Genomic DNA, 23,480 nt, shown 5'->3' with positions numbered 1-23,480 from the left:
TAGACGGCCTTGATCTTCGGCATGACGATCGGCTTGACGCCGTAGCGGGGGGCACCGAAGCCGGCGCTGTTGCGCGCGGCGGCGCCCAGCCCGGGCATACCGGGCACGATCGTTCCCGTGCCGGCCTGCGGCGCGGCGGCGGTCCAGCCCACGGTCTGCACCGCAGTCGCGGGGCTCGTGGCCGAGACGAAGCTGCCTGCCCAGCTCGGCGGTGCCGACAACCTGCCCACCATGGTCGCGCTGCCCATGCCCGCGGCCGGCATCCCGGCCATGCCGCCCACGCCACCCGCAGGACCCGTCGCGCTAACGGCATCCGCGGCGCCCGCCGCGGCGGCGGCGTCGCCAGTGTCGCTGGCGGCCGCGGGTAGCAGGCCACCACCGGCCATCCCGAGCAGGTCGGAACCGGCGGAGGCCCAGTTCCCAAAGCCGATGTTGCCGATGTTGGCGGCGTTGCCCGACAGACTGAACGGCCCCGCCGTCGATGTCAGGCTTGTGAGTGGGCCTCCGAACAGCGTGGAGATCTGGTCGGAGAGGGTTTGGACCGGGGTTGCCGCGGCCACGTTGGCGGCCTCGGTCGAGCTGTAGGTGCCGGAGCTCAAGCCCAGCGTGCTCACGAACTGTTGCTGAATGGCCTGAGCCTCGTTGGCGAGCTGTTGATACAGGGTGCCGTATGCCGAGAAAATTCCGGCCTGCAGGGCAGATACCTGGTCGGCGGCGGCCGGAGCAATCGTGGTCGTCGGCGCCGCGGCCCCCGCGTTCTGCGCCGTCAGTGAATTGCCGATCCCCTGCAGCTGCTGCGCGGCGGCTAACAACTCTTCAGGGATTGCTGTCAGAAAGGACATCTGCTGCTCCTCGTGTTCGGAAAATTGCCGATCTCCCTGAAGGGGGGATCGACCTGTGCGTTGGCGTAACGGCTCCTGTGCGTCGGCGTAAGGTTAACCAGGCACAACTCCACAGTCCCGACGGAAAAGGCTAGGGTGACGGGCGTTTACGGCTTCTTAACGCTGGCGCGAGCAGTTTTAACAAGGTCCTGCCGGGCGACATAGCGATGTCATCTGAGATCCGCGCGCAACGCGCCAAATGGCGCGCGAAGCGCGCATCCTAAGCCAAAAGCAGACGGCACGCACCTCTCGGTTTTCGCCGGTTTTGGGCGGGTGCGACGCCCAGGAGCGGCGCTTCGCGCGCTAGATTCGCCGCCGGGCCCCCATAGCCCAATTGGCAGAGGCAGCGGACTTAAAATCCGCCCAGTGTCGGTTCGAGTCCGACTGGGGGCACCAGACCGGTTCGGTGGGCAGTCGCGAGCCGTCGGAGGCGAATTCGAAGCGGGGTAAGCAAGGGGCGGGGTATGCAAGCTGAGACGGCTGCTGCTCACGCTCGTTCGGCGGTCGAGCCGGTCCTTGACGATCCGATGGGACGGCTGGCGCTGTTGCGTCAGATGTACAAAGTCCCAGAGTCCGTCGACCGCGGCTACCTTCCGTACCGGCGGGCGGCGTCGGCATTCATGCGATGGCAACTTCGGCGGGGCCTGTTGAACCCCCCGACGGACCCGTGCCCCGGCAGCCCGTGGTGGCGGTCGATGAACGAGGGACTCCTGCGCGACACCGCGGAAGCCCGGGCGCTCGCGTTCGGCTACGCGGGCCCGCCCTCTGGCTCCGGCGTGGCCGCGCATCTCGAGTTCATCCGGCGACCGACCGCGCGCAGTTGGTATCGCGCCCACAACACCAGCATCGTCGCGGGCTACCTGGCGAACCTGCCACTAGCGGCCGCCGAACGCCGCGTCGAGCGGTTCTTTCTCAATGTCGTTCTGCTCCGCGTGCTGTTCGCCCACGCACTGGTGTCCGCCCCCCGGTTGGCGCTGGGTTGGCTTGCGCCGCTGGGCCGCCCGTTGGGTGATCCGCGCGTCGGGATGACCGGCATCTTCCTGTCGCTGAGTCGAGTGTTGCCCGACCGCTATCCGCTCGGTGACGACGTGGAGAACTACGTCGCGGCCGAGCTTGGATTCGGCCATCTGTTGGACATCGGCGTCATCCAGCCGAGGCTCGACACGCTCTACCGGTGGTCCGCCGACGAGCTGCAGCTTCCCGCGCTTCGCGAGTTGCTCGACGGTCTGACTCCTCGATACGCCTGGGATCCCGCCGATGACGCGATGTGGAAGATCGCTCCGTCGCCGTTGGCGCTCGCGGCGCGAAGGCTGATTCGAGGCTGAACGACTCCTAATGTGATCGCCGGCAAGTCACGGTTGCGACCTGATTCGATAAATGCTTATATAGAAGGATGTCGAATCAGGCAGAAGCTGGGTGTTGCCCTTCGCTGAGCGTGGCCGCCCTGGGCGGGCCAGAGGCCGCGGAGTTGGCGGCGATGTTCAAGGCGCTTGGCGACCCGGTGCGCCTTCGGCTGCTGAGCCTGATCGCCAGCCACCCCGGCGGGGAGGCGTGCGTGTGCGAGATCTCGGCGACCTTCGACGTCTCCCAGCCGACCATTTCCCATCACCTCAAGCTGCTGCGCTCGGCCGGGCTGTTGGACTGCGAGCGCCGCGGCACCTGGGTCTACTACTGGGTGATTCCGTCGGCGTTACGGCAGCTGTCTTCGGCCCTGCATGTTGACGACCGAGCCTTGACGGCCGCCCCGGGATGTGGACCGTGACCGCAAACCCGACGACCGCGTCCGGCCCGGAGGCGGTGGCGACCCGGCTTTCGACGCTGGACCGATTCCTGCCGGTGTGGATCGGTGTCGCGATGGCCGCGGGTCTGTTGCTGGGCCGGCTCATTCCGGGCCTCGGTTCGGCGCTCGGTGCCGTTGCGGTCCAAGGCATTTCACTGCCGATCGCAATGGGCCTACTCGTGATGATGTACCCGGTGCTGGCCAAAGTCCGCTACGACCGGCTCGATGAGGTCACCACGGACCGCAAGCTGATGGTGTCCTCGCTGGCGCTCAACTGGCTGATCGGTCCGGCATTGATGTTCACGCTGGCGTGGCTGCTCCTCGCGGATCTGCCCGCCTACCGCACGGGGCTGATCATCGTGGGGTTGGCCCGCTGCATCGCCATGGTCATCATCTGGAACGACCTGGCGTGCGGGGACCGCGAAGCCGCGGCAGTGCTGGTGGCCCTGAACTCGTTGTTTCAGGTTGTGATGTTCGCCGCGCTGGGCTGGTTTTATCTGTCGGTGTTGCCGGGCTGGCTGGGCCTGCCGCAAACCGGCATCGCCGTGTCCCCATGGCAGATCGCGAAGTCCGTGCTCATCTTCCTGGGCATCCCGCTGCTGGCCGGATACCTGTCGCGCCGACTGGGTGAACGGGCCAAGGGTCGCCACTGGTACGAGACGACGTTCCTGCCGCGCGTGGGTCCGTGGGCACTGTATGGCTTGCTGTTCACCATCGTCATCCTGTTCGCCTTGCAGGGCCGCCAAATCGCCTCCCGGCCATGGGATGTCGCCCGCATCGCCGTGCCGCTGCTGGCCTACTTCGCGATCATGTGGGCCGGCGGATACACCCTCGGCTTCGTGTTGCGGCTGGGCTACGCGCGCACTGCCACCCTGGCGTTCACCGCCGCCGGCAACAATTTTGAACTGGCCATCGCGGTGGCGATCGCCACCTATGGCGCGGCATCGGGTCAAGCCCTGGCCGGGGTGGTCGGACCGCTGATCGAAGTGCCCGTGTTGGTTGGGCTCGTCTATGTTTCCCTGGCGATGCGCTCCCGGCTGTTCCGGTCGGAGCCGCAGGGAGAGGCCGGGGCCGATGGCCGATAAGCCCAGTGTGCTGTTCGTCTGCGTCCACAACGCAGGACGCTCGCAGATGGCCGCCGCACTGCTGAGCCGCATCGCCGGCGATCGCGTCGAAGTTCGCTCCGCCGGAACAGAACCCGCCGACCAGATCAACCCGATCGTCGTCGCCGCGATGGCCGAACTCGGCGTCGACGTCACCGCCGCCACGCCCAAAGTCCTGACCGCCCAGTCGGTACAGACGAGCGACGTCGTGATCACCATGGGCTGCGGCGACACCTGCCCCTACTTTCCCGGGGTGTCCTACCGCGAGTGGAAACTTGCCGACCCCGCCGGCCAACCCCTGGCCGCCGTCAGGGCGATCCGCGACGACATCGCCGGGCGCGTCGAGTCACTGATCGCAGAGCTCCTGCCCAATGCCACGACAACGTAATCGCACCGAAGGAAGGAACCATCATGTCTCGCGTGCAGCTGGCCCTCAACGTCGACGACCTCGACGAGGCAATCGCGTTCTACTCCAAGCTGTTCGACACCGAACCGGCCAAGGTCAAACCCGGCTACGCCAACTTCGCGATCGCCGAGCCCCCGCTGAAACTGGTGTTGCTGGAAAATCCCGGCCACGGCGGCACTCTCAACCACCTCGGCGTCGAAGTGGCAACGACTGAGAAAGTGCACCAAGAAATCGCGCGACTCGCGAGCGCCGGGATGCTTCCCGAAGAGGAAATCGGCACCACGTGCTGCTACGCCACGCAGGACAAGGCCTGGGTCACCGGGCCCGCCGGCGAGAGGTGGGAGGTCTACACCGTCCTGTCGGATTCGGAAACGTTCGGCACGGAAGCCGACCTGCTGCCCGCCGAGGAAACAGGCGGCTGCTCTTGCAGCGGCGAGGACGCCGCTGACGCGTCCCCCGGCGTGGCTGCCACCAGCACGGCCTGCTGCTGAGAAGCAACCACCTGGTGAGGCGAGCGATGCCGGGACCGATCGGTGACATACCGGCCATAGCCAACGATCTGGAACGCGCGCGAGCCGATTTTCATCGCGTACTGCTGGTCGTCGGGACCGAAGAGTGGTCCGGGCGAACCTCCGGGACGCGGTGGACCAACGAGCAACTTCTGTTCCACATGGTGTTCGGATACATGGTTGTGCAGCGACTGCTTGTACTCGTCGCGATACTTGGCCGATCACCGCGACCGCTCAGCCGTGGGTTCGCCCGGATGCTGAACGCAGCGACACCGCTATTTCATCGGATCAATTACTTCGGAACGTGCCTCGCGGCGCGCGTTTACAACCGCACACGTATGGAAGCGAAGATGGATCGCGTCATCGACGCGCTGCAACGCACACTCGCCGCACGGGACGAAACCGCGCTTCGCCGAGCCATGTATTTCCCGACGCGCTGGGACCCGTACTTTCACGAGTCGATGACGCTGGCCGATGTGTACCGCTACCCCGGCCAGCACTATGACCATCACCGCCGACAACTCGCCATCAAAGGGCTAGCTCCGACGACAAATTGAGCCGCGAGTCCAAGCCATCGCACCCACCAGGCCCGGACGTTATGACAGAGAACGTATGACCAGCCGGTCGCGGTGTGTCCCCTGGGCCTGCAATACCTTGACCGACCTGTAGCACTGGTCATACACTCGTGATGTATATGTCGTTATCCGGCGCCCGTTTGGGCTCTAGCGGAGGTCAAGACATCGATGAACGCCCACAGCACCGCCCCCAGCGTCTTCGAAGCCGGCCTGCCCACGTTCAACTACGGCCTCACCGCCACCCCGCACGACATCGTCGAGGATGTCCGAGAGGCGCAAGCGCGCGCACCGATCGCCATCGGGCCCCTCGGCCCGGAAATCCTGTCCTACAATATGGCTCGGGACATGCTGCGCGACAACAGGTTTCGAATGCCATCCGGAGTCACGCTGGCAGCGCAGGGCGTCACCTCAGGTCCGTTGTACGACAAGTTGGCGAACAGCCTGCTTGGCCTCGACGGCCCGCCGCATACGCGGTTGCGCAAACTGGTTTCGCGAGCCTTCACTCCCCGCGCGACAGCAGGTCTTCAAGACACGATCCACGAGGTGGTGAATGGCCTGATCGATCGGGTAGCAGACGCCGGACGGTGCGACGTCGTCAGCGACATCGCGCGGCCCTACCCCACCCCGATCATGTGCGCGCTAATCGGTGCGCCTCGCGAGGACTGGCGCCTGTTCTCAGAGTGGACCGACGAAATCTTCAAGGCCTTCAATTTTCAGCCCACTGCCACCTTCGATGAAGGCGCGATCATGCGGGCGTGGGGCGAATTGGACGCCTACGTCGACGACATGGTCGCCGCCCGCCGGAACAGCCTGACCGATGACCTGCTTTCCGAGCTCATCCGCGCCGAGAGCGACGGCGATCGGCTGAGTCTCGACGAACTCCGCATGCTGGTGGCCGGCTTCTTGATGGCGGGAACGGATACGACGCGACACCAACTGGCCGCGTCGGTGCAGGTGCTCTGCGAACATCCGGACCAGTGGGCGAAGCTGCGCGACCAACCCGAGCTTGCGATGCAAGCGGTCGAGGAAAGCATGCGCCACTCACCGGCGGTGTGTATCGCGCCGCGCACCGCCACCGAGGATGCCGAATTCGGCGGTTACCTGTTCCCGGCAGGGACTTTCGTAGTCGTGAACACCTTTGCGGCCAACCGTGATCCAGCGATTTACGACGATGCAGATCGGTTCGACATCGCGCGCAACGACTTGCCGGCGATTCTGACTTTCGGTGGTGGCGCGCACTACTGCCTGGGCGCCAACCTCGCACGCCGCGAGGTGGCGGAAGCACTCACCATCCTCACCCGACGTCTGTCTGCACCCCATCGGGTCGGTCCGGCGCCGTGGAAATCCCTGCTCGGTATGACCGGCCCCACAACACTTGAGATCGAGTTCGTGGCCGAAATGCTTGTGACAGCGGATGCGTAGTCGCGGCTGGGCCGGAGCGACGCCCGCCTCGGACGAGGAGGCAATTGCCCGCATTCTGAATGCCGTAGACGAAGTCGTCGCCGAACACGGACCAGCGATACGCCTGGCCGACGTCGCCCGGAAACTCGGGGTCACCCGCCAGACGGTGTACCGCTACTTCCCCAACGCCGACGCGCTGCTCATCGCCAGCGCAATGCGCTCGGTCGACGGTTTCATCGACCAGGCTGTACAACGCGCCAGCGGACAGAAAGACCCGGTCATTGCGGTCGTCGAATGCGTGTCGTTCGGAATCGAGAATCTCGTCGGCGATCCACAACTGGAAAGCCTGTTGACGCGGCGACAGGAGGACGACGCCGTCATCTCGCTGACCGCGGACACCGCGATTGCATTCTGCTTGTCGGTTTTCCACCGCCTCGATGTGGATTGGACGCTTCACGGCTTCGACACCAACGCGCTCGGTGAGCTTGCCGAAATGACACTGCGCACTGTGCAGTCCCTCCTGACCGATCCCGGGCAGGAGCGCCGCGACGGAATCGCACTACGCCGGTTCGTTACCCGATGGCTCGGCCCGGCGATCCTCTATCCGCGGATGACGTCGCTGTCGCGATAAGGGTGTCCGGGTGACATGCCAAGGACGGTTCAGATCCCGGTGCAGAGGGTGGGGGCGTCGCACACGTTCCCCGGGCAGTAGGTCGAGTGTGCGGCGTTGACCATGGTTCCGACGTCCAAAAGGGTCACGCCCCTCGCGTTCAAGTGGGCGTGAACGTCGTCGGCGATCTGTTGGGGCGTCCAGCCCCACGTGAGGTCGTAGCAGATCAGGTGCGCCTCACCGATCAGCGCCTCTTCCGTCTGCGGTGGCCACGAGAGGCCGACGGCGCGCAGCTGCGCGAGGTACGCCTCATCTTGGGGGGTGGTGGCACCGGCGGTCGCGGCGCTGCCGAGCAGCGCGGCGCCGGCCATTGTGGGGACGGCCAACGCGGCCAGCCAGCGAGGTGAGGGCATTCGATTCCCTTTCTTTGGTGGTCGCGCCGTGTGGCGGCAGCAAAATCCGAACAGAACAATAGCGAAATGCGCAGTAAGTTGGTCGGGTTCGTTACAGGCCACCGCACCGCGAAGGAGTCAGTGCCGAAGTGCCAGAGGACCCGCGCGTCGACGGCGTCTCGCGCCAATACGATCGGTGGGAGTATCCGCCGCCCGTAATGGATCTGGAGGCGTGGACCAAAAACCACTGGGATTGGTTCGATCCCTTCTGGGCCCATCGCGTCTTGTGGCCGAATCGCGAGTACAAACCGGACGCCGACATTCTGATTGCGGGTTGCGGCACGTATCAGGCGGCGGTCTTCGCGTTCATGAATCGCGCGGCCAAGGTGGTGGCGATCGATGTCAGCCGGGCGGCGCTGGATCACGAGCAGTATCTGAAAGACAAACACGGGTTGCGGAATCTGGAGCTGCACCTGCTTCCGATCGAAGAGGTGTCGTCGCTCGACAGCGACTTTGATCTGATCGTCTCCAGCGGCGTGCTGCACCACATGGCCGATCCCCTGGCGGGCCTAACGGCGCTGGGCGAATGCCTGCGCAGGGACGGCGCCCTGGGCGTCATGCTCTACGCGAAATACGGTCGGGTCGGAGTCGAGATACTGGAATCGCTTTTCCGCGACCTCGGGCTGACGCAGGACGAGGCGTCGGTCCAGCTGGTCAAAGACGCACTCGCGCTGCTGCCGCCGGACCACCCAGTCCGGACCTATCTGAACGGGGCGCTCGATTTGCGTTCCGACGGCGCCCTCGTCGACACGTTCTTGCACAGCCGCCAACGCAGCTACACCGTTGCGGAGTGTCTTGACCTCGTCAGCTCGGCCGGGCTTGCGTTTCAGGGATGGTTTCACAAAATGCCGTACTACCCGCACGACCTGTTTGCGCCCGGGAACGCTTTCACGTCCGTGCTGAATCGATTGCCTGACATCGAACTCTGGTCCGCGGTGGAACGCCTGCAAACGGCCAATGCCACCCATTTCTTCATCGCCTGCCGACCCGAGCGCCCGAAGGAGGACTACACGATCGACTTCTCGGCGCCGGGCTCGCTCGACTACGTTCCCCTGACGCGGGCGGCGTGCCTGCTGTCCGGCGACGAGATCCACCTGCCGGGCGGCAAGCTGAAGCTCGAGCCGGCCCAGCTGGCCTTCGTCCGCCACGTCGACGGGCGCCGCACGATTCGGGAGATCGTCGAGCGGGTGGCGCAGAGCGGCGTCGCCCCGGAACGCCGGGCCGAGCTCGAGGAACTCGCGCGCGTGCTGTTCCGGTCGCTGTGGCGCATCGACTTCCTGGCGATGGCGCTGGACACGCATTCGACCGGTTAGCCTTGCCGCCGACGGCACCGGAAGGAGCCGCTCATAAACTGGCCCCTCGTGGGCATGCTGTCTGGTTTCGCGCCGTGGATCGTCTACTGGGTGCTGGTCGGGAACGTCCCGTTCGCCGCCGCCGCTCTGGTCGCGCTGGCGATCGCGGTCGCGGCGTTCGCGGCCGGCGCCCCCGGCGGCAAAATATTCCAAATCGGCACTCTCGCAACGCTTTTGGCGTTGACCATCCTGGCCCTCGGGCTCGGTGACTCGTTTGGTCAGCGGTGGCTGCTGCCGCTGAGCAACGCCGGGATCCTCGCGGTCGCGCTCGTCGGCGTGCTGGCCGGCCGGCCGTTCGTGCGGGAGTTCGCCGCCGCCGAACAACCCGCCGACGTGGTCAAGACGGAGCTGTTCGCCCGGCTGGTGCGGGTGCTGTCCTGGGTCTGGATCGCCGCGTTCGCCGGCATGACGGTGTCGTCGGTGATCCCGCCGATCGTCGACCGCAACGCCGGCCTGCAGGACACGGCCCCGTTGTCCTACGTCGGCTACTGGATCATCCCGTTCTCGCTGCTGGGCGTGGCGGCGCTGGCATCGCGGGTGCTGCCCGACCGGATGCTGGCGGGAATCGACGACGTCGCAAGGGAGACCTCGTTCGTCGCCTACGACGAAGCCACCATCGACGAGCTGTACTACCTGGCTCAGGAACACGCCAACCGCGAGGTCGGCCCCGGCAAGGAGGCCTACAACGTCAAGGTCGGGGGGATGGGGACCCCGCTGACCGGCGACGAATCGCGAAAGTCGTGGCCTTCTACCTACAAAGTGCGCGATAAGCGGCGCTAGACGCGCCAAAATCGGCTTCATGGCATCCACTCGCCGGACGGCGTCGCGTGCGTGGCTGGCCGCGGCCGCGGTGTTGCTCACGGTGGCGGCCTGCGCGTCGGATCCCCCGCCCCCGCTGTCGGTGCCGCCGCTGAAGGAACTCACCACCCGCGCCGGGACGGTCCTGACCATCTCCCCGGGCCAGCTACTGACCGCCACCAGCGGCGTCACACCGGTGGCGTTCGGCAAGCCCGCGCACGGCACCATCGCCTACGGCGCGTACGGGGCGATGATCTACACCCCGGACGCCGGGTTCACCGGCACCGATCAGCTTCCGGTCACCGTCAGCCACGCCGTGCGGCTCTACGCCGAGGACGAGACGCCGCTGCTCATCGTCGGCGAGGTCGCCGTGCAGGCCAACGCGCACGGGTCCGCGATCGCCGCGGTGCCCGGCAGCGCCGACGAAATCTACGGCCTGTCCGATCGCGGCCCGAACGTCGATGGGCGCACCGCCGGCGAAAAGGTGCTTCCCATACCGACTTTCCATCCGCAGATCGCCAAGCTCAAACTCCGCGACGGCGTCGCGTCGCTGGAGCAGATCATCACGCTGACCGGAAAGGACGGCGCGCCGCTCGTCGGCGTCATCGACCCGCGCGCGTCCACCGGCGAGTCGCTCGTCGACCTCAACGGCGATCGGCTGCCGCCGTCGGATCACGGCCTGGACAGCGAAGGCCTGGTCGCCATGCCCGACGGCACGTTCTGGGTGTCCGACGAGTACGGCCCGTTCGTCGTCCACTTCGACGCCAACGGCAAAGAGCTGGAACGGCTTTCGCCGTATGACGGCACGCTGCCCGGCGAGCTGGCGCTGCGCGGCCCGAATCAGGGGATGGAGGGGCTGACCGTCACGCCCGATGGCGGGACGCTGGTGGGCATCATGCAGTCGGCCCTGCACACGCCGGGCCTGGCCGGCTCGGCCAGATCGGTTCCGGTCACCCGCATCGTGACCATCAACCTCGCCAACCGCGGCGACGTGCATGAGTACCTCTATCCGCTGGCCGATCCGCAGCACACGAAGGTCGCGGTGTCGGAGATCACCGCCGTCAGCGCCACCACGTTCCTGGTCGACGAACGCGACGACCGGCCGCAGCCCGACGGCAACAAGAAGATCTACGCGGCCGACATCACCGGCGCCACCGACGTCGGACCGCGCTCGACGGTGCCGGGGGCGACCTATCGGGCCGACGGCGGCGGCCTGCTGGTGGACGGCGTCCCGATCGAGACGTCCGTCGGGGTGAGCACCGACGCGGCGGCCACCGACAAACTCAGGGCCGCCGGAATCACCTTGCCCGCCAAGACGCTGAAGCTCGACCTGGGGGGCCTGGTGCGTTCGTTGTCCCCGAACGGGGATTTCTTCGGGCACGACCACGTCGAGGGGCTCATCAGCCGGGACGGCGGTAACACGCTGATCCTGGCCAACGACAGCGACTTTGGGATCGCCGGGCTGGTCGGTGGGCCGGCCGCCACCCCGCCGTTTCAACTCAAGCCCAAGATGCTGCCCAACGGCACTCAGGACAGCGGCGAGATCCTGGTGGTCGACACCACCAGGCTGCCCGCCGCGACCGAATCGGTGATGGTGCCGATCAGGGTCGCCTGAGACGCGCTTATCCGATGTGGGCCACCCTGTAGCACATTAAGTGCTACACTGGCCGAGTGGAAGTGATCGGAATTCGTGAGCTACGTCAAAACGCGAGCGCCTGGGTGGCGAAAGCGAAGGCTGGGTTGACCATTCAGATCACGGACCGGGGCAGGCCGGTGGCTCGGCTCGTTCCACTCACGCCGGCCGAGCAGGCCCGCGACAAGCTCATCGCTGAGGGGGAATTGATCCCCGCCACTGCGCCACGCGTCCCCTTCAGCGTGGCCGATCTGATTGAAGGTCATTCGCTCAGTTCGATAGTGGAAGAGCAACGAGCCGACCGATGATCTACCTAGATACCTCGGCAATCGTCAAACTTGTTGCCGCTGAGCCAGAATCGGAAGGGCTAGTCGGGTGGTTGAACGCGCATCCGGAGGAAGACCTTGCTACAAGCGCGATCGGTCACATTGAGCTCATCCGCGCGGTCGCACGGATCGGACCCGACGCTGTGGCCAGAGCGCGAAATGTGGCCTCGACGATAGATACCTTGGTGCTGACTGACGCTATCGCGGCAGCGGCGGCCCTCATGCCGCCCCCCGAGCTGCGCACGCTCGACGCGATACACCTGGCCACAGCTCACGCCCACCGACGCAGTATTACGGCATTGTGCGCATACGATCGCCGACTCATCGAGGCGGCTGCCGCGCAAGGCCTGGCGACCGCCTCGCCGGGAAACGATTAAGAACGGCGAAGCGCCGACCTGCGCCCGCTCCGGTCGGTGGCGCGGTTCCGATACGTTGGTTCCGTCGGAGCGAGCCTTGAAGGAGTTGCGATGAACGCACCCAGCCCGGACGCCATCCGCGCGGAAACCATCACCATCACCGGCCAGGGCGGCGACGAGATCGAGGCCTACCGCGCGTCGCCACTGGCCGAAGGGTCGCGCGGCGGAATCGTGTGGATCCACCACATGCCCGGCTACGACCGGGAAACCAAGGAATTCGTGCGGCGGCTCGCGGCCAGCGGCTATCACGCCGTCGCCCCCAACCTGTATTCGCGCGAGGCCCCGGGCGCCGCCCCCGACGATGCCGCCGCGACGGTGCGGGCCGCGGGTGGCGTGCCCGACGAGCGGCTGGTCGGTGACGTCGCGGGCGCGGTCGAGCACCTGCGTTCCCTGCCCGGCGCCAACGGGAAGTTCGGCGTCATCGGGCACTGCTCGGGCGGGCGGCACGCGTTTCTGGCGGCGTGCTCGCTGCCGTTCGACGCGGCGGTGGACTGCTACGGCGCGTTCATCGTCGAGGACCTACCGGAAGGCATGCCCAAGGCCATGCAGCCGATCCTGCACCTGGCGCCGAAGCTGAGCTGCCCGATGCTTGGGCTGTTCGGGGCCGACGACAGGTTCCCGGCACCGCCCGCCGTTGCCACCCTGGACGCCGAGCTGACCAAATTCGACAAGCCACACGACTTTGTTTCCTACGACGGCGCCGGCCATTCGTTCTTCTCCGTCGACCGGCCGGCGTACCGGCCGGAGGCGGCCGTCGACGGCTGGCGGCGCATCGACGAGTTCTTCGCCACCCACCTGAAAGGCTAGGCGTCCCAACACATGTGCACATACCTAACCGAACACGTCCGGATCGACGGCAGCGGCAAGGGCAAGACCGGCTGGTTCGGCGCGACCCGCGCCACGGTGTACGTCGACCATCCCGTCCACGCGCCCTACGGCCACACGGTCAACATCGACGTCATCAACCCGGAGCTGGGCCCGTCCGCGCGCGTCGCTCTCGAGCTCACCGAGGAGAGCGCCCTGGCCCTGGCCGGGGCCATCCACAAAGCGATCGCCAACGCGCCGGCCGGGCTCGCGTCGAAGGATCAGGCATGAGCGCCGAGCGCGACTACCCCCAGATGGCCGCCACCCGCGGGCGCATCGAGCCCGCGCCGCGGCGGGTCCGGGGCTACCTCGGCCCCGACCTGGTCTTCGACACCACCTCGGCCCGGTACGTGTGGGAAGTGCCTTACTACCCCGCGTATTACGTGCCGCTCGCCGATGTCCGTGCGGAGTTCCTGCGCGACGAGGACCACCCGCAGAAGGTGCAACTCGGCCCGTCGCGGCTGCACTCGCTGGTCGGCGGCGGCCGGACCTATCCCTCGGCGGCGCGGGTGTTCGACGCCGACGGCGACGGCCCCGTTGCGGGCACCGTGCGATTCGAATGGGATCCGTTGCGGTGGTTCGAGGAAGACGAGCCGATCTACGGCCACCCCCGCAATCCGTATTCGCGGGTCGACGCGCTGCGCTCGCACCGGCACGTCCGCGTCGAGCTCGGGGGAACCGTGCTGGCCGACACCCGGTCCCCGGTGCTGCTCTTCGAAACCGGGCTGCCCACAAGGTATTACATCGATCCGACCGATATCGCGTTCGAGCATCTGGAAGCCAGCCCGACGCGGACGCTGTGCCCCTACAAGGGCGTGACGTCGGGCTACTGGTCGGTGCGGGTGGGCGACACCGCGCATCCGGACCTGGCGTGGACGTATCACTATCCGCTGCCGGCGGTGGGCCAGATCGCCGGCCTGGTGGCCTTTTACAACGAGAAGGTCGACATCACCGTCGACGGCGCGGCCCTGCCCCGGCCGCAGACCCAGTTCGGCTGACCGCAAGGACCGGCTTGGACGACTCCGACGATGTTGCGGCACAACGGGTTCGGTGAGCCGCACTCGATTTTCCCGAAACGTGTTCGTGCTTAAGGCAATTCCCGAGGCAGCGCTGACACTACGTCGCGGCGCGCGTCGCGACGAACAGCCGGAGCCGGCAGTCTTGGCCGTGTCGCGACGGCCGGCTGAGGACCCGCGGCGTGGCGTTGAACGGCCCGGCTCCCGGAACAGATGAAATCAGGATTTAAACCGTTGCATACACGGCCGAAACAATCCGGGCAAAGGCTTCACCCGTCTACGGCGTCATTTCGCACCGCAGCTGATTATAGCCCGCCGGCTCGAATTGGGGTGTGTCTGAACCATGTTGCCCTATCCCGATTGGCTGAACCCCGGAGACAACGCCTGGCAATTGGTGGCCGCGACCCTTGTTGGCCTGATGAGCATCCCAGGCATCGCCGTGCTCTACGGCGGCATCGTGCAGAAGAAGTGGGCCGTCAACACCATGTTGATGGCGTTCACCGGATTCTCGCTGGTGCTGGTCGTGTGGGTGCTGTGGGGCTTCAAGATGGGTTTTGGCGAGCCGCTCAAGCTCGGCCCGGGCATCCTGAGGGCCGCCGTGGGGATCCCCCACACGATCCTGAGCAGCAACAACCAGGAACAAGCCGTCATCCCGCTGTTGGACGGCACCATGCCGAAATTCCGCTTCTCGCAGACCACGCTGGCGTACTTCCAGTTCGTGTTCGCCGCCATCACCCCGCTGCTGTTCCTCGGCAGCGTCATCGGCCGGATGAGCTTCAAGGTGTGGCTCATCTTCGTGCCGCTGTGGTCGACGATCGCGTACTCGGTCAACGCGTTCCTGTTGTGGGGCGGCGGCTGGTGGGCGCAGGCGGGTGCCCTGGACTACAGCGGTGGATACGTGATTCACCTGGCCGCCGGGACCACGGGCTTCGTCGCCGCCGCGGTGATCGGTCCGAGGCTGGCGCGCGACCGCGAACGCGCCGTGCCCAACAACCTTCCCCTGGCCGCCGTCGGCGCCGGGGTGCTGTGGCTGGGCTGGAACGGATTCAACGGCGGTGACCCGTACTTCTCCGGTGCCGACGCGTCGCTGGCGGTGCTCAACACCAACCTCACCACCGCTGTCGCGCTGCTCACCTGGGTGCTGTGGGACATCTTCGCGAGCAGGCAGCGCAAGCCGACGTTCCTGGGCGCGATCAACGGCATGATCACCGGGCTGGTCGCCATCACCCCGGCGGCCGGCTTCGTCAACAGCTTCGGCGCGATGATCATCGGCGTCGTCGCCTCCTCCCTGGTCTGGATGTCCTGGAACTGGCTCGGCCGGACCCGACTGTTCAAAAAGGTCGACGACACGCTCGGCGTCTTCCACACCCACGGGGTGGCGGGCTTGTCGGGCGGGTTACTCGTCGGGGTGCTCGCCGACCCGAAGATCGTCGAATACCTCGGCGGCAGTGCGGGATCGGACGTCACCTTCTCCGGCTGGCTGTGGGGTCATCACCCGAAACAGATTTTGATCCAGGCCGGCGCCGCCGCCACCGTCATCGTCTGGGACGCGATCGTCACGTTCGTCATCCTGAAAGTTCTCGGCCTCTTCATGAAGTTGCGGCTGCCCGATGAGGTCCTGGAAACCGGCGACCTCGGCGTGCACGACGAAGAGGCCTACCCCGACGAGGGTCTCGTCACGGGCCGGCGTGTCGAGCCGTTGGTGGGCGCGCGAACCGAGCCGGCGGCCGCGGAACCCGCGGACGATTGAGTGGTGAAGCCATGAAGCTGGTCACCGGGATCGTCAAGCCCTTCACGCTCGACGACGTCAGGCACGCCGTGGAAGCGGTTGGGGTACTGGGTCTGACCGTGACAGAGGTCCAGGGGTATGGGCGGCAGCGGGGCCACACCGAGGTGTACCGCGGCGCCGAGTACGCGGTCGAGTTCGTCCCCAAGGTCCGCGTCGAGGTTCTCGTCGACGAGGCGTTCGCCGACCGGGTCGTAGAGGCGATCATCGGCGCGGCGCGCAGCGGGAAGATCGGCGACGGCAAGGTGTGGGTTTCACCGGTGGAGAAGGTTATTCGCATCCGGACCGGTGAACGCGACCGCGACGCGCTCTAATTGTTTTGGGCCAGTGACGCGCCCAGGCGGGAAGATGTGACATTCACCTCTCCAATCGATAAATAATAAGATTTTCCTTATTTATGGACGGCTGTCCACCCGTCCGGATGGTTCGCCGTATGAGCGAAAACCGCCGTCTATCAAGGCATATTCGCTTGGCCCTCGGATCACCTCCGCTTAATTGTTTAGCCTCGGCTATGCGGCAATCGCGTTTATTCGGGTGACGTGGATCACAGGCATCGCCGAGAAATATTTTTGCGCCGAAATTCGTCAGTAAAATTTGTTAAAAGCAACCATCTCTGGATGCTGTAACCGCGGTTTATCCAGGGCCGCAGGTGTGACACGGCTGGCTGTGATCGCTGTGTCACCTGCGGACATACCACGAGCGAAGGCGGTGCCGGCATGCGCGACGTGAACCACCGGAAGGACTCCGGCGAGGGCCGGGCCATCGAGTTGGGCGCGGCGGCGGGATTCCCGATCGTCGCGCGGATCGCGGTGCGCCAAGGCCCGATCAGCGGCATCGTCGCCAGCCCGGACGGCACCCGACTGATGGTGGCCAACTACGGCTACCACAGCGTCTCGGTGATCGACACCGACACCTGTCGCGTCGTGCAGACCGTCGCCGGCGTGCCCGAGCCCTTCGCGCTCGCCGTCGGCGGCCGCGACGGCGATCGCGCATACGTCAGCACCGTGACACCCGCGTACGACTCGATCGGGGTCATCGACCTGCCGACCGGTACGGTCACCGCGACGCACGCGCTGGCGCTCAGCGTGAGCGACCTGGCGGTCAGCCCCGACGGCGACTACGTCTACGCCGGCCGCCACGGCGCCGGTGGGCCCGACGTCGCCGTCCTGGACGTCAGGACCGGCCGCGTCGAGGAGATCGCACTGTCGAACCGGGCCGGAAGCATCACGGAATGCGTGCGGTCCAACGCGGACGGGAGCCGGCTCTACGTCGGCACCAACGGTCCCGGCGGGGGACAGCTCGTCATGATCGACCCGCACGCCCCGACCCGATCGCGCGTCCTGGGCACCGTCGAGATCGGTCTGCCCATCCGCGACGTCGCGCTCAGCCCCAACGGTGCGATCGCGTACGTGGCCAGCTGCGCCCCCGAGCTGGGCGCCGTGATCGACATCGTCGACACCCGCGTCGGCAAGATCGTCGGCACCAGCAAGATCAGCGAGGTCGGCGGCATCCTCACCGCCCTGACGCTCAGCGGCGACGGCGATCGCGCCTACCTGGTCAGCGACGAGGGCGTCACGGTGCTGAGCACGCTCACCCACGACGTCGTCGGCACCATCGGGGTGGCGCACCAGCCGTCCTGCGTGGTCGAAAGCGCCGACGCACGGTACCTCTACGTCGCCGACTACGCCGGCACGGTCACGGTGGCGCCGGTCGCCTCGGTCGTCGCGCTGGGCGTCGAGGCCGCACCGGGGTCGGCGGCCGAATGGGCGGCGCCCGAGCTGCTGCCGGCCGAACCGGTTTTCGCCTAGCCGTAGCCGTAAAACGCGCGTTGTCGGGGTAACCCGTTTTCTACCGGTGGTGTGCGGCGATAACATTCGCCCGACCGCACACGAGGCGGTGCCGCGTCGAGGGTAAGGCGGTACGCGATGGACAGCACGATGCAGGACTATCCGCTGACGATCGCCGCGATCATGCGGCACGGCTGCGGGATCCACGGCGAACGCACGGTCACCACCGCCACGGGCGACGGCTACCGCCGGACCACCTACCGCGAGCTCGGTCAACAGGCGGCCCGGCTGGCGAACGCGCTGCGCCGCCTCGGGGTGACCGGGGACCAGCGCGTCGCGACCTTCATGTGGAACAACGCCGAGCACCTGGCGACCTACCTCGCGGTGCCGTCGATGGGCGCCGTCCTGCACACCCTCAACATCCGCCTGTTCCCCGAGCAGATCGTGTTCGTGGCCAACGAGGCCGAGGATCATGTCGTGCTGGTCGACGCGTCACTGGCCAAGCTGCTGGCGCCGGTCCTGGGGGAGCTCAAGACCGTGCAGGCGGTGATCGTGGTCGGCGACGGCGACACGGCCGCGCTGGAGGCGTCCGGCAAGACCGTGCTGGCCTACGCCGAGTTGATCGACGCCGAATCGCCCGACTTCGACTGGCCTGAGATCGACGAGACGTCCGCGGCCGCCATGTGCTACACGAGCGGCACCACCGGCAACCCGAAAGGCGTTGTCTACAGCCATCGTTCGAGCTTCCTGCACGCCATGGGGGGGTGCACCACCAACGGGATCGGCGTGGGGGCGGTCGACAGCGTGCTGCCGATCGTGCCGATGTTTCACGCGAACGCCTGGGGGCTGCCCTACTCGGCGCTGATGGCCGGCGCCGACCTGGTGCTCCCCGACTGCCACCTCGACGCCGGCTCGCTGATCGCCATGGTCGAAACCCAGCGGCCCACCGTCGCCGGCGCCGTGCCCACCATCTGGAACGACGTCCTGCATCGCCTGGAGGACGAGCCCGAACACGACATGTCCTCGCTGCGCCTGGTGGTTTGCGGCGGCTCGGCCGTCCCGGTGTCGCTGATGCGCACCTTCGAGGAGAAGCACGGCGTCCAGATCCGCCAGCTGTGGGGCATGACCGAAACGTCGCCGATGGCCACCATGGCCTGGCCGCCGCCCGGAACCCCGGAGGACCAGCACTGGGCGTTCCGCGCGACCCAGGGCCAACCGGTGTGCGGGGTGGAGATGCGCATCGTCGACGACGAGGGCGCAGTGCTGCCCAACGACGGCGCCGCCGTCGGCGAGGTGGAGGTCCGCGGCCCGTGGATCACCGGCTCCTATTACCTGGGCCACGACGACTCCAAGTTCGACTCCGGCTGGTTGCGTACGGGCGACGTGGGCCGCATCGACGAGCGCGGCTTCGTCACGCTGACCGACCGGGCCAAAGACGTGATCAAGTCCGGCGGCGAATGGATCTCGTCGGTCGAACTGGAGAACTGCCTCATCGCCCACCCGGAGGTGCTCGAGGCCGCGGTTGTCGGGGTCCCCGACGAGCGCTGGCAGGAGCGGCCGCTGGCGGTCGTGGTGGCCAAGCACTCCTCGGTGAGCGCCGAGGACCTGCGAAAGTTCCTCGCCGACAAGGTCGCCCGGTGGTGGCTGCCCGAGCGGTGGACGTTCGTTGAGGAGATTCCGCGGACCAGCGTCGGCAAGTACGACAAGAAGGCCATCCGGGCGCGATACGCCGAGCACGGCTATTGGGTGGTCGAGGCGCGCGATTGAGGCGGCGGCTCTCGTGCGCGAGCAGACACAAAATCGCGTAATTTCGCATCCAACAGTGCGATTCTGCGTCTGCTCGCGAGTGAGAAGGTGAGGGGCGCGCTGAATGAAAGGCGTTATGCCAGTGACACAATCGCTCGTCGTCGACGAATCCCTGGTCGTCCCCGTCCCCGCCGAGGAGGCCTTCCAGCGCACGCTGCCCGCCCCGCTTCCCGACCTCTTCAAGCGCCGGCACGGCCCGATTCCGCCCGTCCGGGAGGTGAGCGAGCAGACCGGCGCATGGGACGCCGCGGGCCAGACCCGCGTCGTGCACCTGGCCGGCGGCGCCAGCATGCGCGAGGAGCTGACCAGCGTCGAGCCGCCCCGGTCGTTCGGTTACCGGTTGACCGAGATCCGGGGTCCCATGGCCCTGCTGGTCGATCATGTTGTGGGCGAATGGATCTTCGCCCCCGCGGCGGGCGGGACCGAGATCACCTGGCGCTGGGACATCTACCCGAGGTCACCGCTGACATCCTGGGCCCTGCCGCTGTTCGGCCGAATCTGGAAGGGCTATGCGCGCCAAGCCCTGCGGGACCTCTCGGCGATGCTGACGGAGTAGCACCGCGAGATTTAAACCGTTGCGGCCCACCGCGGCGTGTCGTCGCACCCATGTAAGTGTCGCGGAACGAAAGCCGCCGACCGCCCTTCGGTACCGTCGACACCATGTGCCGACTTTTTGGCTTGCACGCCGGGACGGACGTGTGCACCGCGACGTTCTGGTTGCTGAACGCTCCGGACAGCCTGTCGGCGCAGAGCCGGAAGAACCCGGACGGCACCGGCCTGGGTGTGTTTGACGCGCACGGCCGGCCGCAACTGCACAAGGAACCGGTCGCGGCCTGGCAGGACAGCCAATTCGCCACCGAGGCGCACGAGCTGACCGGCACCACCTTCGTCGCGCACGTCCGTTACGCCACAACGGGTTCGCTCGACGTCCGCAACACCCATCCGTTTCTGCAGGACGGGCGGATCTTCGCGCACAACGGCGTCGTCGAGGGGCTGGACGGCATCGACGAACGGCTCCGCGAGCTCGGCACCGACGGGCTGGTGCTGGGCGAGACCGATTCCGAGCGGGTGTTCGCCTTGATCACCGGTTCGATCCGCGGCCGGGACGGCGACGAGACGGCGGGCCTCGTCGACGCCGCGCGGTGGCTTGCGGCGAACGCGCCGATCTACGCGCTCAACGTCCTGCTGAGCACGGCCACCGACATGTGGGCGCTGCGCTACCCCGACGCCCACGGGCTTTACGTCCTGGACCGGAGACTGGACGGCGCGCCCGATTTCGACATGCAGACCAAGCGAATTCGCGCGTGGTCGCGGCCGCTGTGCACCCGATCGTCGGTGGTGTTCGCCACCGAGCGGATGGACGAGGACCCGCGCTGGAGCCTGATCGCGCCCGGCGAGCTGGTCCACGTCGACGCGGGGTTGGGTGTCACCAGGGATTTGGTGCTGCCCGACCCGCCGAGCCATCAGTTACGCCGAGAGGATCTCAGCGAGTCGGTTCAGCGCGCCCAGCACACCGGTGCGTCCGCGTGACGGCCAGACGCGCGCTCGTGCTCGCCGGCGGGGGAATCGCTGGAATCGCTTGGGAGACGGGGGTTCTGCGCGGCATCGCCGACGAGTCGCCGGCGGCCGCCCGGCTGCTGCTGGATTCGGATGTGTTGGTGGGGACGTCGGCGGGTTCCGCGGTCGCCGCGCAGCTCGGCAGCGGGTGCCCGCTCGAGGCGCTGTTCGATCGGCAGGTCGCCGAGTCGTCGGCCGAGATCGATTCCGGCGTCGACATCGACGACATCACCGAGGTGTTCCTGACCGCGCTGGGCGAGCCCTACGACGACGCGCAGGACAAGACCCGCCAGCAGATGCGCCGGATCGGGGCCGTGGCGCTGGCGACCGAGACCGTGCCCGAGGCCGTCCGGCGCCGCGTGATCGCCCAGCGCCTGCCGTCACACGACTGGCCTGACCGGGCGCTGCGGATCACCGCCATCGACGTCGCCACCGGCGAACTCGTTGTCTTCGACCGCGATTCGGGCGTCGGGCTCGTCGACGCGGTGGCGGCAAGTTGCGCGGTGCCGGGGGCATGGCCGCCGGTGACCATCGGCGGCCGGCGCTACATGGACGGCGGCGTCGGCAGCTCGATCAACCTGGGGGTGGCCGGCGATTGCGATGCCGCGGTGGTGCTGGTGCCCTCGGGGGCCGACGCGCCGGCGCCGTTCGGCGACGGGCCGGCCGCCGAGATCGGGGCGTTCGCCGGGGCGACGCACGCGGTGTTCGCCGACGACGACTCGCTGGCGGCATTCGGCCCCAACCCGCTGGACCCGCGCTGCCGCATCGACTCCGCCGTGGCCGGGCGCCGGCAGGGCCGCCGCGAGGCGGGGGCCGTCGCGCGGTTCCTGGGCGCCTGATCACCCGTCGAGCGCCGGCGTACCCGCCTGCTCCGGATCGGTTTCGAAGGCGTCCAGGGCCTCGTCGGCCAGGGCGCGGCCCACGTCGATCACTTCCACAGCGCGGTGAAACTCCAGGCCGCGGCAGGTCGACCGCGGCACCTCGATCAGGACGTCGGGCGGGTAGGCAGCCAGCGTGTGCCGCGCCAGCGCGGACTGGGCGATGTCGATCGTCCGGTTCATCACCTCGAAGCTGCCCAGCTTGGGCACCCCCGGAACCTCGGCGATGTCCTCGGGCCCGGCCTCGTCGGCGTCCGGGTCGTCGGACCCGCCGAACCTGCTCAGGACGGCCCTCGCGGTCGGCCGGTCCAGCAGGGACCGGGCCGCCGCGGTGTCCAGCAGCGCCGACGTGCTGCGCACCATGCGGTTCAACCATTCGGCGGTGGCCCCCGGCTCCGGCTCGCGGCCGCCGACGGCCTCGCTGCCGCTGAGGCTGACCGCGATGGTCAGGTCGGCGTTGACCGCGGCGATGGGCGCCATCGGCAGCGGATCGAGAATGCCGCCGTCGGCGAGCAGGCGCCCGTCGAGCGCGTACGGGGCGATCACCCCGGGAATCGCGATGGACGCGCGGATCGCGTCGTCGAGCGCGCCGCGCTGGAACCACACCGACTTGCCGGCCAGCAGGTCGGTGGCGACCGCGGTGTAGGGGATCGGCAGCTGCTCGATGGACACCGGGCCGAGGATGTCGCGCACCGCGTCCAGGATCTTCTCGGCCCGCAACACCCCGGCCGCGCTGATGGCGGGGTCCAGCAGCCGCAGGATGGTGCGCTGCGTCAGGGATTTCGCCCAGTCGGCGAACTCGTCGAGGCGCCCGGCCGCCTCCAGGCCGCCGACCATCGCGCCCATCGAGGAGCCGGCGACCCCGGCGATCTCGTAGCCGCGTGCCCGCAGCGCCTCGATCACCCCGATGTGGGCGTAGCCGCGGGCGCCGCCGCTGCCCAGGGCCAGCGCCACCCGGGGCGGTGCTGATCGACGCGCGCCGGGCATGCGTTCATTTTGCTCGGCCGAAGCCGCCCTCGGCGGCCGGGGAGGCACTTTTTCCTACCCGTGATCACAATTGGCGCGGGGCGGCGAACGCTACCCGCATTCGTCGTTGGCGGCCGCGCGCGCGGCGGTGATCACGGCGGCCTGCCGGGCCGGTGTCAGGTCCGTCCATCGGGCGTTCCAGGTGCCGGGCGTGCCCGATTGCGACGCCTGGATCATGCCCAGGTACGGCTCGAACAGCGACCCACCCGTCCCGGGCTGCGCCTCCATCCAGACCTTCGCGGCGTGGCAGGCCTGGAAATACTCCTCTTCGGTCGAATCCGCGGGCACATCGACCCTGGTCGTCACCCCGCCCGGGGAGACGCCGACCGCGCCCGGGGGCGCCGGGGTGGCACCGCGCGGGATGCCCGACGGCCGTGGCGACGGCACGGCGACCCCGCCGTTTGGTGCGCCCTGCGAGCAGCCCGTGACCGCCACCGACAACGCCGCGACGAGAACCGCACCCCGTTGCCCGAGTAGACGACCGCACCAGCGCACCGTCTCAATCTATGCAACACTGG

General features: G+C 67.6%; 25 protein-coding genes, 1 tRNA gene and 1 pseudogene. 23 read left to right on the top strand and 4 right to left on the bottom strand.

The window, feature by feature from the left end; translation table 11 throughout:
- The coding region (locus AC5Y7V_RS26755) for a PPE family protein, SVP subgroup (protein WP_499883065.1) at window positions 1-842 on the bottom strand (842 nt) is incomplete at its 3' end.
- 358 nt (window positions 843-1,200) lie between these two features.
- Between AC5Y7V_RS26755 and AC5Y7V_RS26750 the strand changes: the two genes are divergently transcribed.
- The 8 genes and pseudogenes from AC5Y7V_RS26750 to AC5Y7V_RS26715 all read left to right on the top strand — a co-directional run bounded on the left by AC5Y7V_RS26750 (window position 1,201) and on the right by AC5Y7V_RS26715 (window position 7,286).
- Window positions 1,201-1,277: transfer RNA gene (locus AC5Y7V_RS26750), tRNA-Leu, on the top strand.
- Between the two features lie 68 nt (window positions 1,278-1,345).
- Entirely contained in the window at window positions 1,346-2,206 is an 861-nt protein-coding gene (locus AC5Y7V_RS26745) for a hypothetical protein (protein WP_499883064.1), read from the top strand.
- A 68-nt stretch (window positions 2,207-2,274) separates the two neighbouring features.
- Window positions 2,275-2,643, top strand: coding sequence for an ArsR/SmtB family transcription factor (locus AC5Y7V_RS26740; protein ID WP_499883063.1), 369 nt, complete (start codon window positions 2,275-2,277; stop codon window positions 2,641-2,643).
- Window positions 2,631-4,152 (top strand): annotated as a pseudogene (arsB, locus tag AC5Y7V_RS26735) (ACR3 family arsenite efflux transporter). Before AC5Y7V_RS26740 ends, arsB begins: the two are co-directional and overlap by 13 nt.
- A 23-nt stretch (window positions 4,153-4,175) precedes the next feature.
- Window positions 4,176-4,661: an ArsI/CadI family heavy metal resistance metalloenzyme gene (locus tag AC5Y7V_RS26730; protein WP_499883062.1), complete on the top strand. Its 486-nt coding sequence runs from the start codon at window positions 4,176-4,178 to the stop codon at window positions 4,659-4,661.
- 26 nt (window positions 4,662-4,687) lie between these two features.
- A complete protein-coding gene (locus tag AC5Y7V_RS26725; RefSeq protein WP_499883061.1) occupies window positions 4,688-5,236 on the top strand; it encodes a DinB family protein in 549 nt (182 codons plus the stop codon).
- 186 nt (window positions 5,237-5,422) lie between these two features.
- Complete coding sequence (locus AC5Y7V_RS26720; RefSeq protein WP_499883060.1) at window positions 5,423-6,676, top strand: cytochrome P450; 1,254 nt, start codon at window positions 5,423-5,425, stop codon at window positions 6,674-6,676.
- Window positions 6,669-7,286 carry a TetR/AcrR family transcriptional regulator gene (locus tag AC5Y7V_RS26715; RefSeq protein WP_499883059.1) on the top strand — a complete coding sequence of 206 codons (618 nt, stop codon included), beginning with the start codon at window positions 6,669-6,671 and terminating at the stop codon, window positions 7,284-7,286. The genes AC5Y7V_RS26720 and AC5Y7V_RS26715 overlap by 8 nt, the downstream gene beginning before the upstream one ends.
- Before the next feature lie 29 nt (window positions 7,287-7,315).
- Here the strand turns inward: AC5Y7V_RS26715 and AC5Y7V_RS26710 are convergent, their stop codons facing one another.
- Window positions 7,316-7,678 carry a DUF732 domain-containing protein gene (locus AC5Y7V_RS26710; RefSeq protein ID WP_142282122.1) on the bottom strand — a complete coding sequence of 121 codons (363 nt, stop codon included), beginning with the start codon at window positions 7,676-7,678 and terminating at the stop codon, window positions 7,316-7,318.
- Between the two features lie 128 nt (window positions 7,679-7,806).
- Between AC5Y7V_RS26710 and AC5Y7V_RS26705 the strand changes: the two genes are divergently transcribed.
- From AC5Y7V_RS26705 to AC5Y7V_RS26635, 15 genes are all read left to right on the top strand, one after another.
- On the top strand, window positions 7,807-9,030 hold the full coding sequence (locus tag AC5Y7V_RS26705) for a class I SAM-dependent methyltransferase (RefSeq protein WP_499883058.1): 1,224 nt from the start codon (window positions 7,807-7,809) through the stop codon (window positions 9,028-9,030).
- Between the two features lie 48 nt (window positions 9,031-9,078).
- Window positions 9,079-9,849 (top strand): hypothetical protein, encoded by a 771-nt coding sequence (locus AC5Y7V_RS26700; RefSeq protein WP_499883057.1) that lies wholly within the window; start codon window positions 9,079-9,081, stop codon window positions 9,847-9,849.
- Window positions 9,850-9,868: 19 nt separating this feature from the next.
- Window positions 9,869-11,482, top strand: a complete 1,614-nt coding sequence (locus AC5Y7V_RS26695) for an esterase-like activity of phytase family protein (RefSeq protein ID WP_499883056.1) — start codon at window positions 9,869-9,871, stop codon at window positions 11,480-11,482.
- A gap of 56 nt (window positions 11,483-11,538) precedes the next feature.
- The gene (locus tag AC5Y7V_RS26690) at window positions 11,539-11,808 is read left to right on the top strand and encodes a type II toxin-antitoxin system Phd/YefM family antitoxin (protein ID WP_499883055.1); all 270 of its coding nucleotides are present in this window, start codon (window positions 11,539-11,541) and stop codon (window positions 11,806-11,808) included.
- Window positions 11,805-12,203 carry a type II toxin-antitoxin system VapC family toxin gene (locus tag AC5Y7V_RS26685; protein ID WP_499883054.1) on the top strand — a complete coding sequence of 133 codons (399 nt, stop codon included), beginning with the start codon at window positions 11,805-11,807 and terminating at the stop codon, window positions 12,201-12,203. The genes AC5Y7V_RS26690 and AC5Y7V_RS26685 overlap by 4 nt, the downstream gene beginning before the upstream one ends.
- 90 nt (window positions 12,204-12,293) lie before the next feature.
- On the top strand, window positions 12,294-13,049 hold the full coding sequence (locus AC5Y7V_RS26680) for a dienelactone hydrolase family protein (RefSeq protein ID WP_499883053.1): 756 nt from the start codon (window positions 12,294-12,296) through the stop codon (window positions 13,047-13,049).
- 12 nt (window positions 13,050-13,061) lie between these two features.
- Window positions 13,062-13,337 (top strand): DUF6295 family protein, encoded by a 276-nt coding sequence (locus AC5Y7V_RS26675; RefSeq protein WP_499883052.1) that lies wholly within the window; start codon window positions 13,062-13,064, stop codon window positions 13,335-13,337.
- Window positions 13,334-14,104, top strand: a complete 771-nt coding sequence (locus tag AC5Y7V_RS26670; RefSeq protein WP_499883051.1) for a DUF427 domain-containing protein — start codon at window positions 13,334-13,336, stop codon at window positions 14,102-14,104. Before AC5Y7V_RS26675 ends, AC5Y7V_RS26670 begins: the two co-directional genes overlap by 4 nt.
- Window positions 14,105-14,465: 361 nt before the next feature.
- The gene (locus AC5Y7V_RS26665; RefSeq protein WP_499883050.1) at window positions 14,466-15,872 is read left to right on the top strand and encodes an ammonium transporter; all 1,407 of its coding nucleotides are present in this window, start codon (window positions 14,466-14,468) and stop codon (window positions 15,870-15,872) included.
- An 11-nt stretch (window positions 15,873-15,883) separates the two neighbouring features.
- On the top strand, window positions 15,884-16,222 hold the full coding sequence (locus AC5Y7V_RS26660) for a P-II family nitrogen regulator (protein WP_499883049.1): 339 nt from the start codon (window positions 15,884-15,886) through the stop codon (window positions 16,220-16,222).
- 402 nt (window positions 16,223-16,624) lie between these two features.
- Window positions 16,625-17,716, top strand: coding sequence for a YncE family protein (locus AC5Y7V_RS26655; protein ID WP_499883048.1), 1,092 nt, complete (start codon window positions 16,625-16,627; stop codon window positions 17,714-17,716).
- A 117-nt stretch (window positions 17,717-17,833) separates the two neighbouring features.
- The gene (locus AC5Y7V_RS26650; protein WP_499883047.1) at window positions 17,834-19,462 is read left to right on the top strand and encodes a long-chain fatty acid--CoA ligase; all 1,629 of its coding nucleotides are present in this window, start codon (window positions 17,834-17,836) and stop codon (window positions 19,460-19,462) included.
- A gap of 121 nt (window positions 19,463-19,583) precedes the next feature.
- Entirely contained in the window at window positions 19,584-20,057 is a 474-nt protein-coding gene (locus AC5Y7V_RS26645) for an SRPBCC family protein (protein WP_499883046.1), read from the top strand.
- A gap of 104 nt (window positions 20,058-20,161) precedes the next feature.
- Complete coding sequence (locus AC5Y7V_RS26640) at window positions 20,162-21,031, top strand: class II glutamine amidotransferase (RefSeq protein WP_499883045.1); 870 nt, start codon at window positions 20,162-20,164, stop codon at window positions 21,029-21,031.
- Complete coding sequence (locus AC5Y7V_RS26635; RefSeq protein ID WP_499883044.1) at window positions 21,028-21,897, top strand: patatin-like phospholipase family protein; 870 nt, start codon at window positions 21,028-21,030, stop codon at window positions 21,895-21,897. Before AC5Y7V_RS26640 ends, AC5Y7V_RS26635 begins: the two co-directional genes overlap by 4 nt.
- Here AC5Y7V_RS26635 and AC5Y7V_RS26630 read toward each other — a convergent pair whose 3' ends face one another.
- Both AC5Y7V_RS26630 and AC5Y7V_RS26625 read right to left on the bottom strand, forming a co-directional pair.
- Complete coding sequence (locus tag AC5Y7V_RS26630) at window positions 21,898-22,923, bottom strand: patatin-like phospholipase family protein (RefSeq protein WP_499883043.1); 1,026 nt, start codon at window positions 22,921-22,923, stop codon at window positions 21,898-21,900.
- A 90-nt stretch (window positions 22,924-23,013) separates the two neighbouring features.
- Window positions 23,014-23,457: a lipoprotein LpqV gene (locus tag AC5Y7V_RS26625; protein ID WP_499883042.1), complete on the bottom strand. Its 444-nt coding sequence runs from the start codon at window positions 23,455-23,457 to the stop codon at window positions 23,014-23,016.
- Window positions 23,458-23,480: the final 23 nt, after the last annotated feature.

Source organism: Mycobacterium sp. NGS34, from assembly GCF_059812845.1.
The sequence above is the reverse complement of the archived record's forward strand: the minus strand, read 5'-3'. Positions and strand labels throughout refer to the sequence as shown.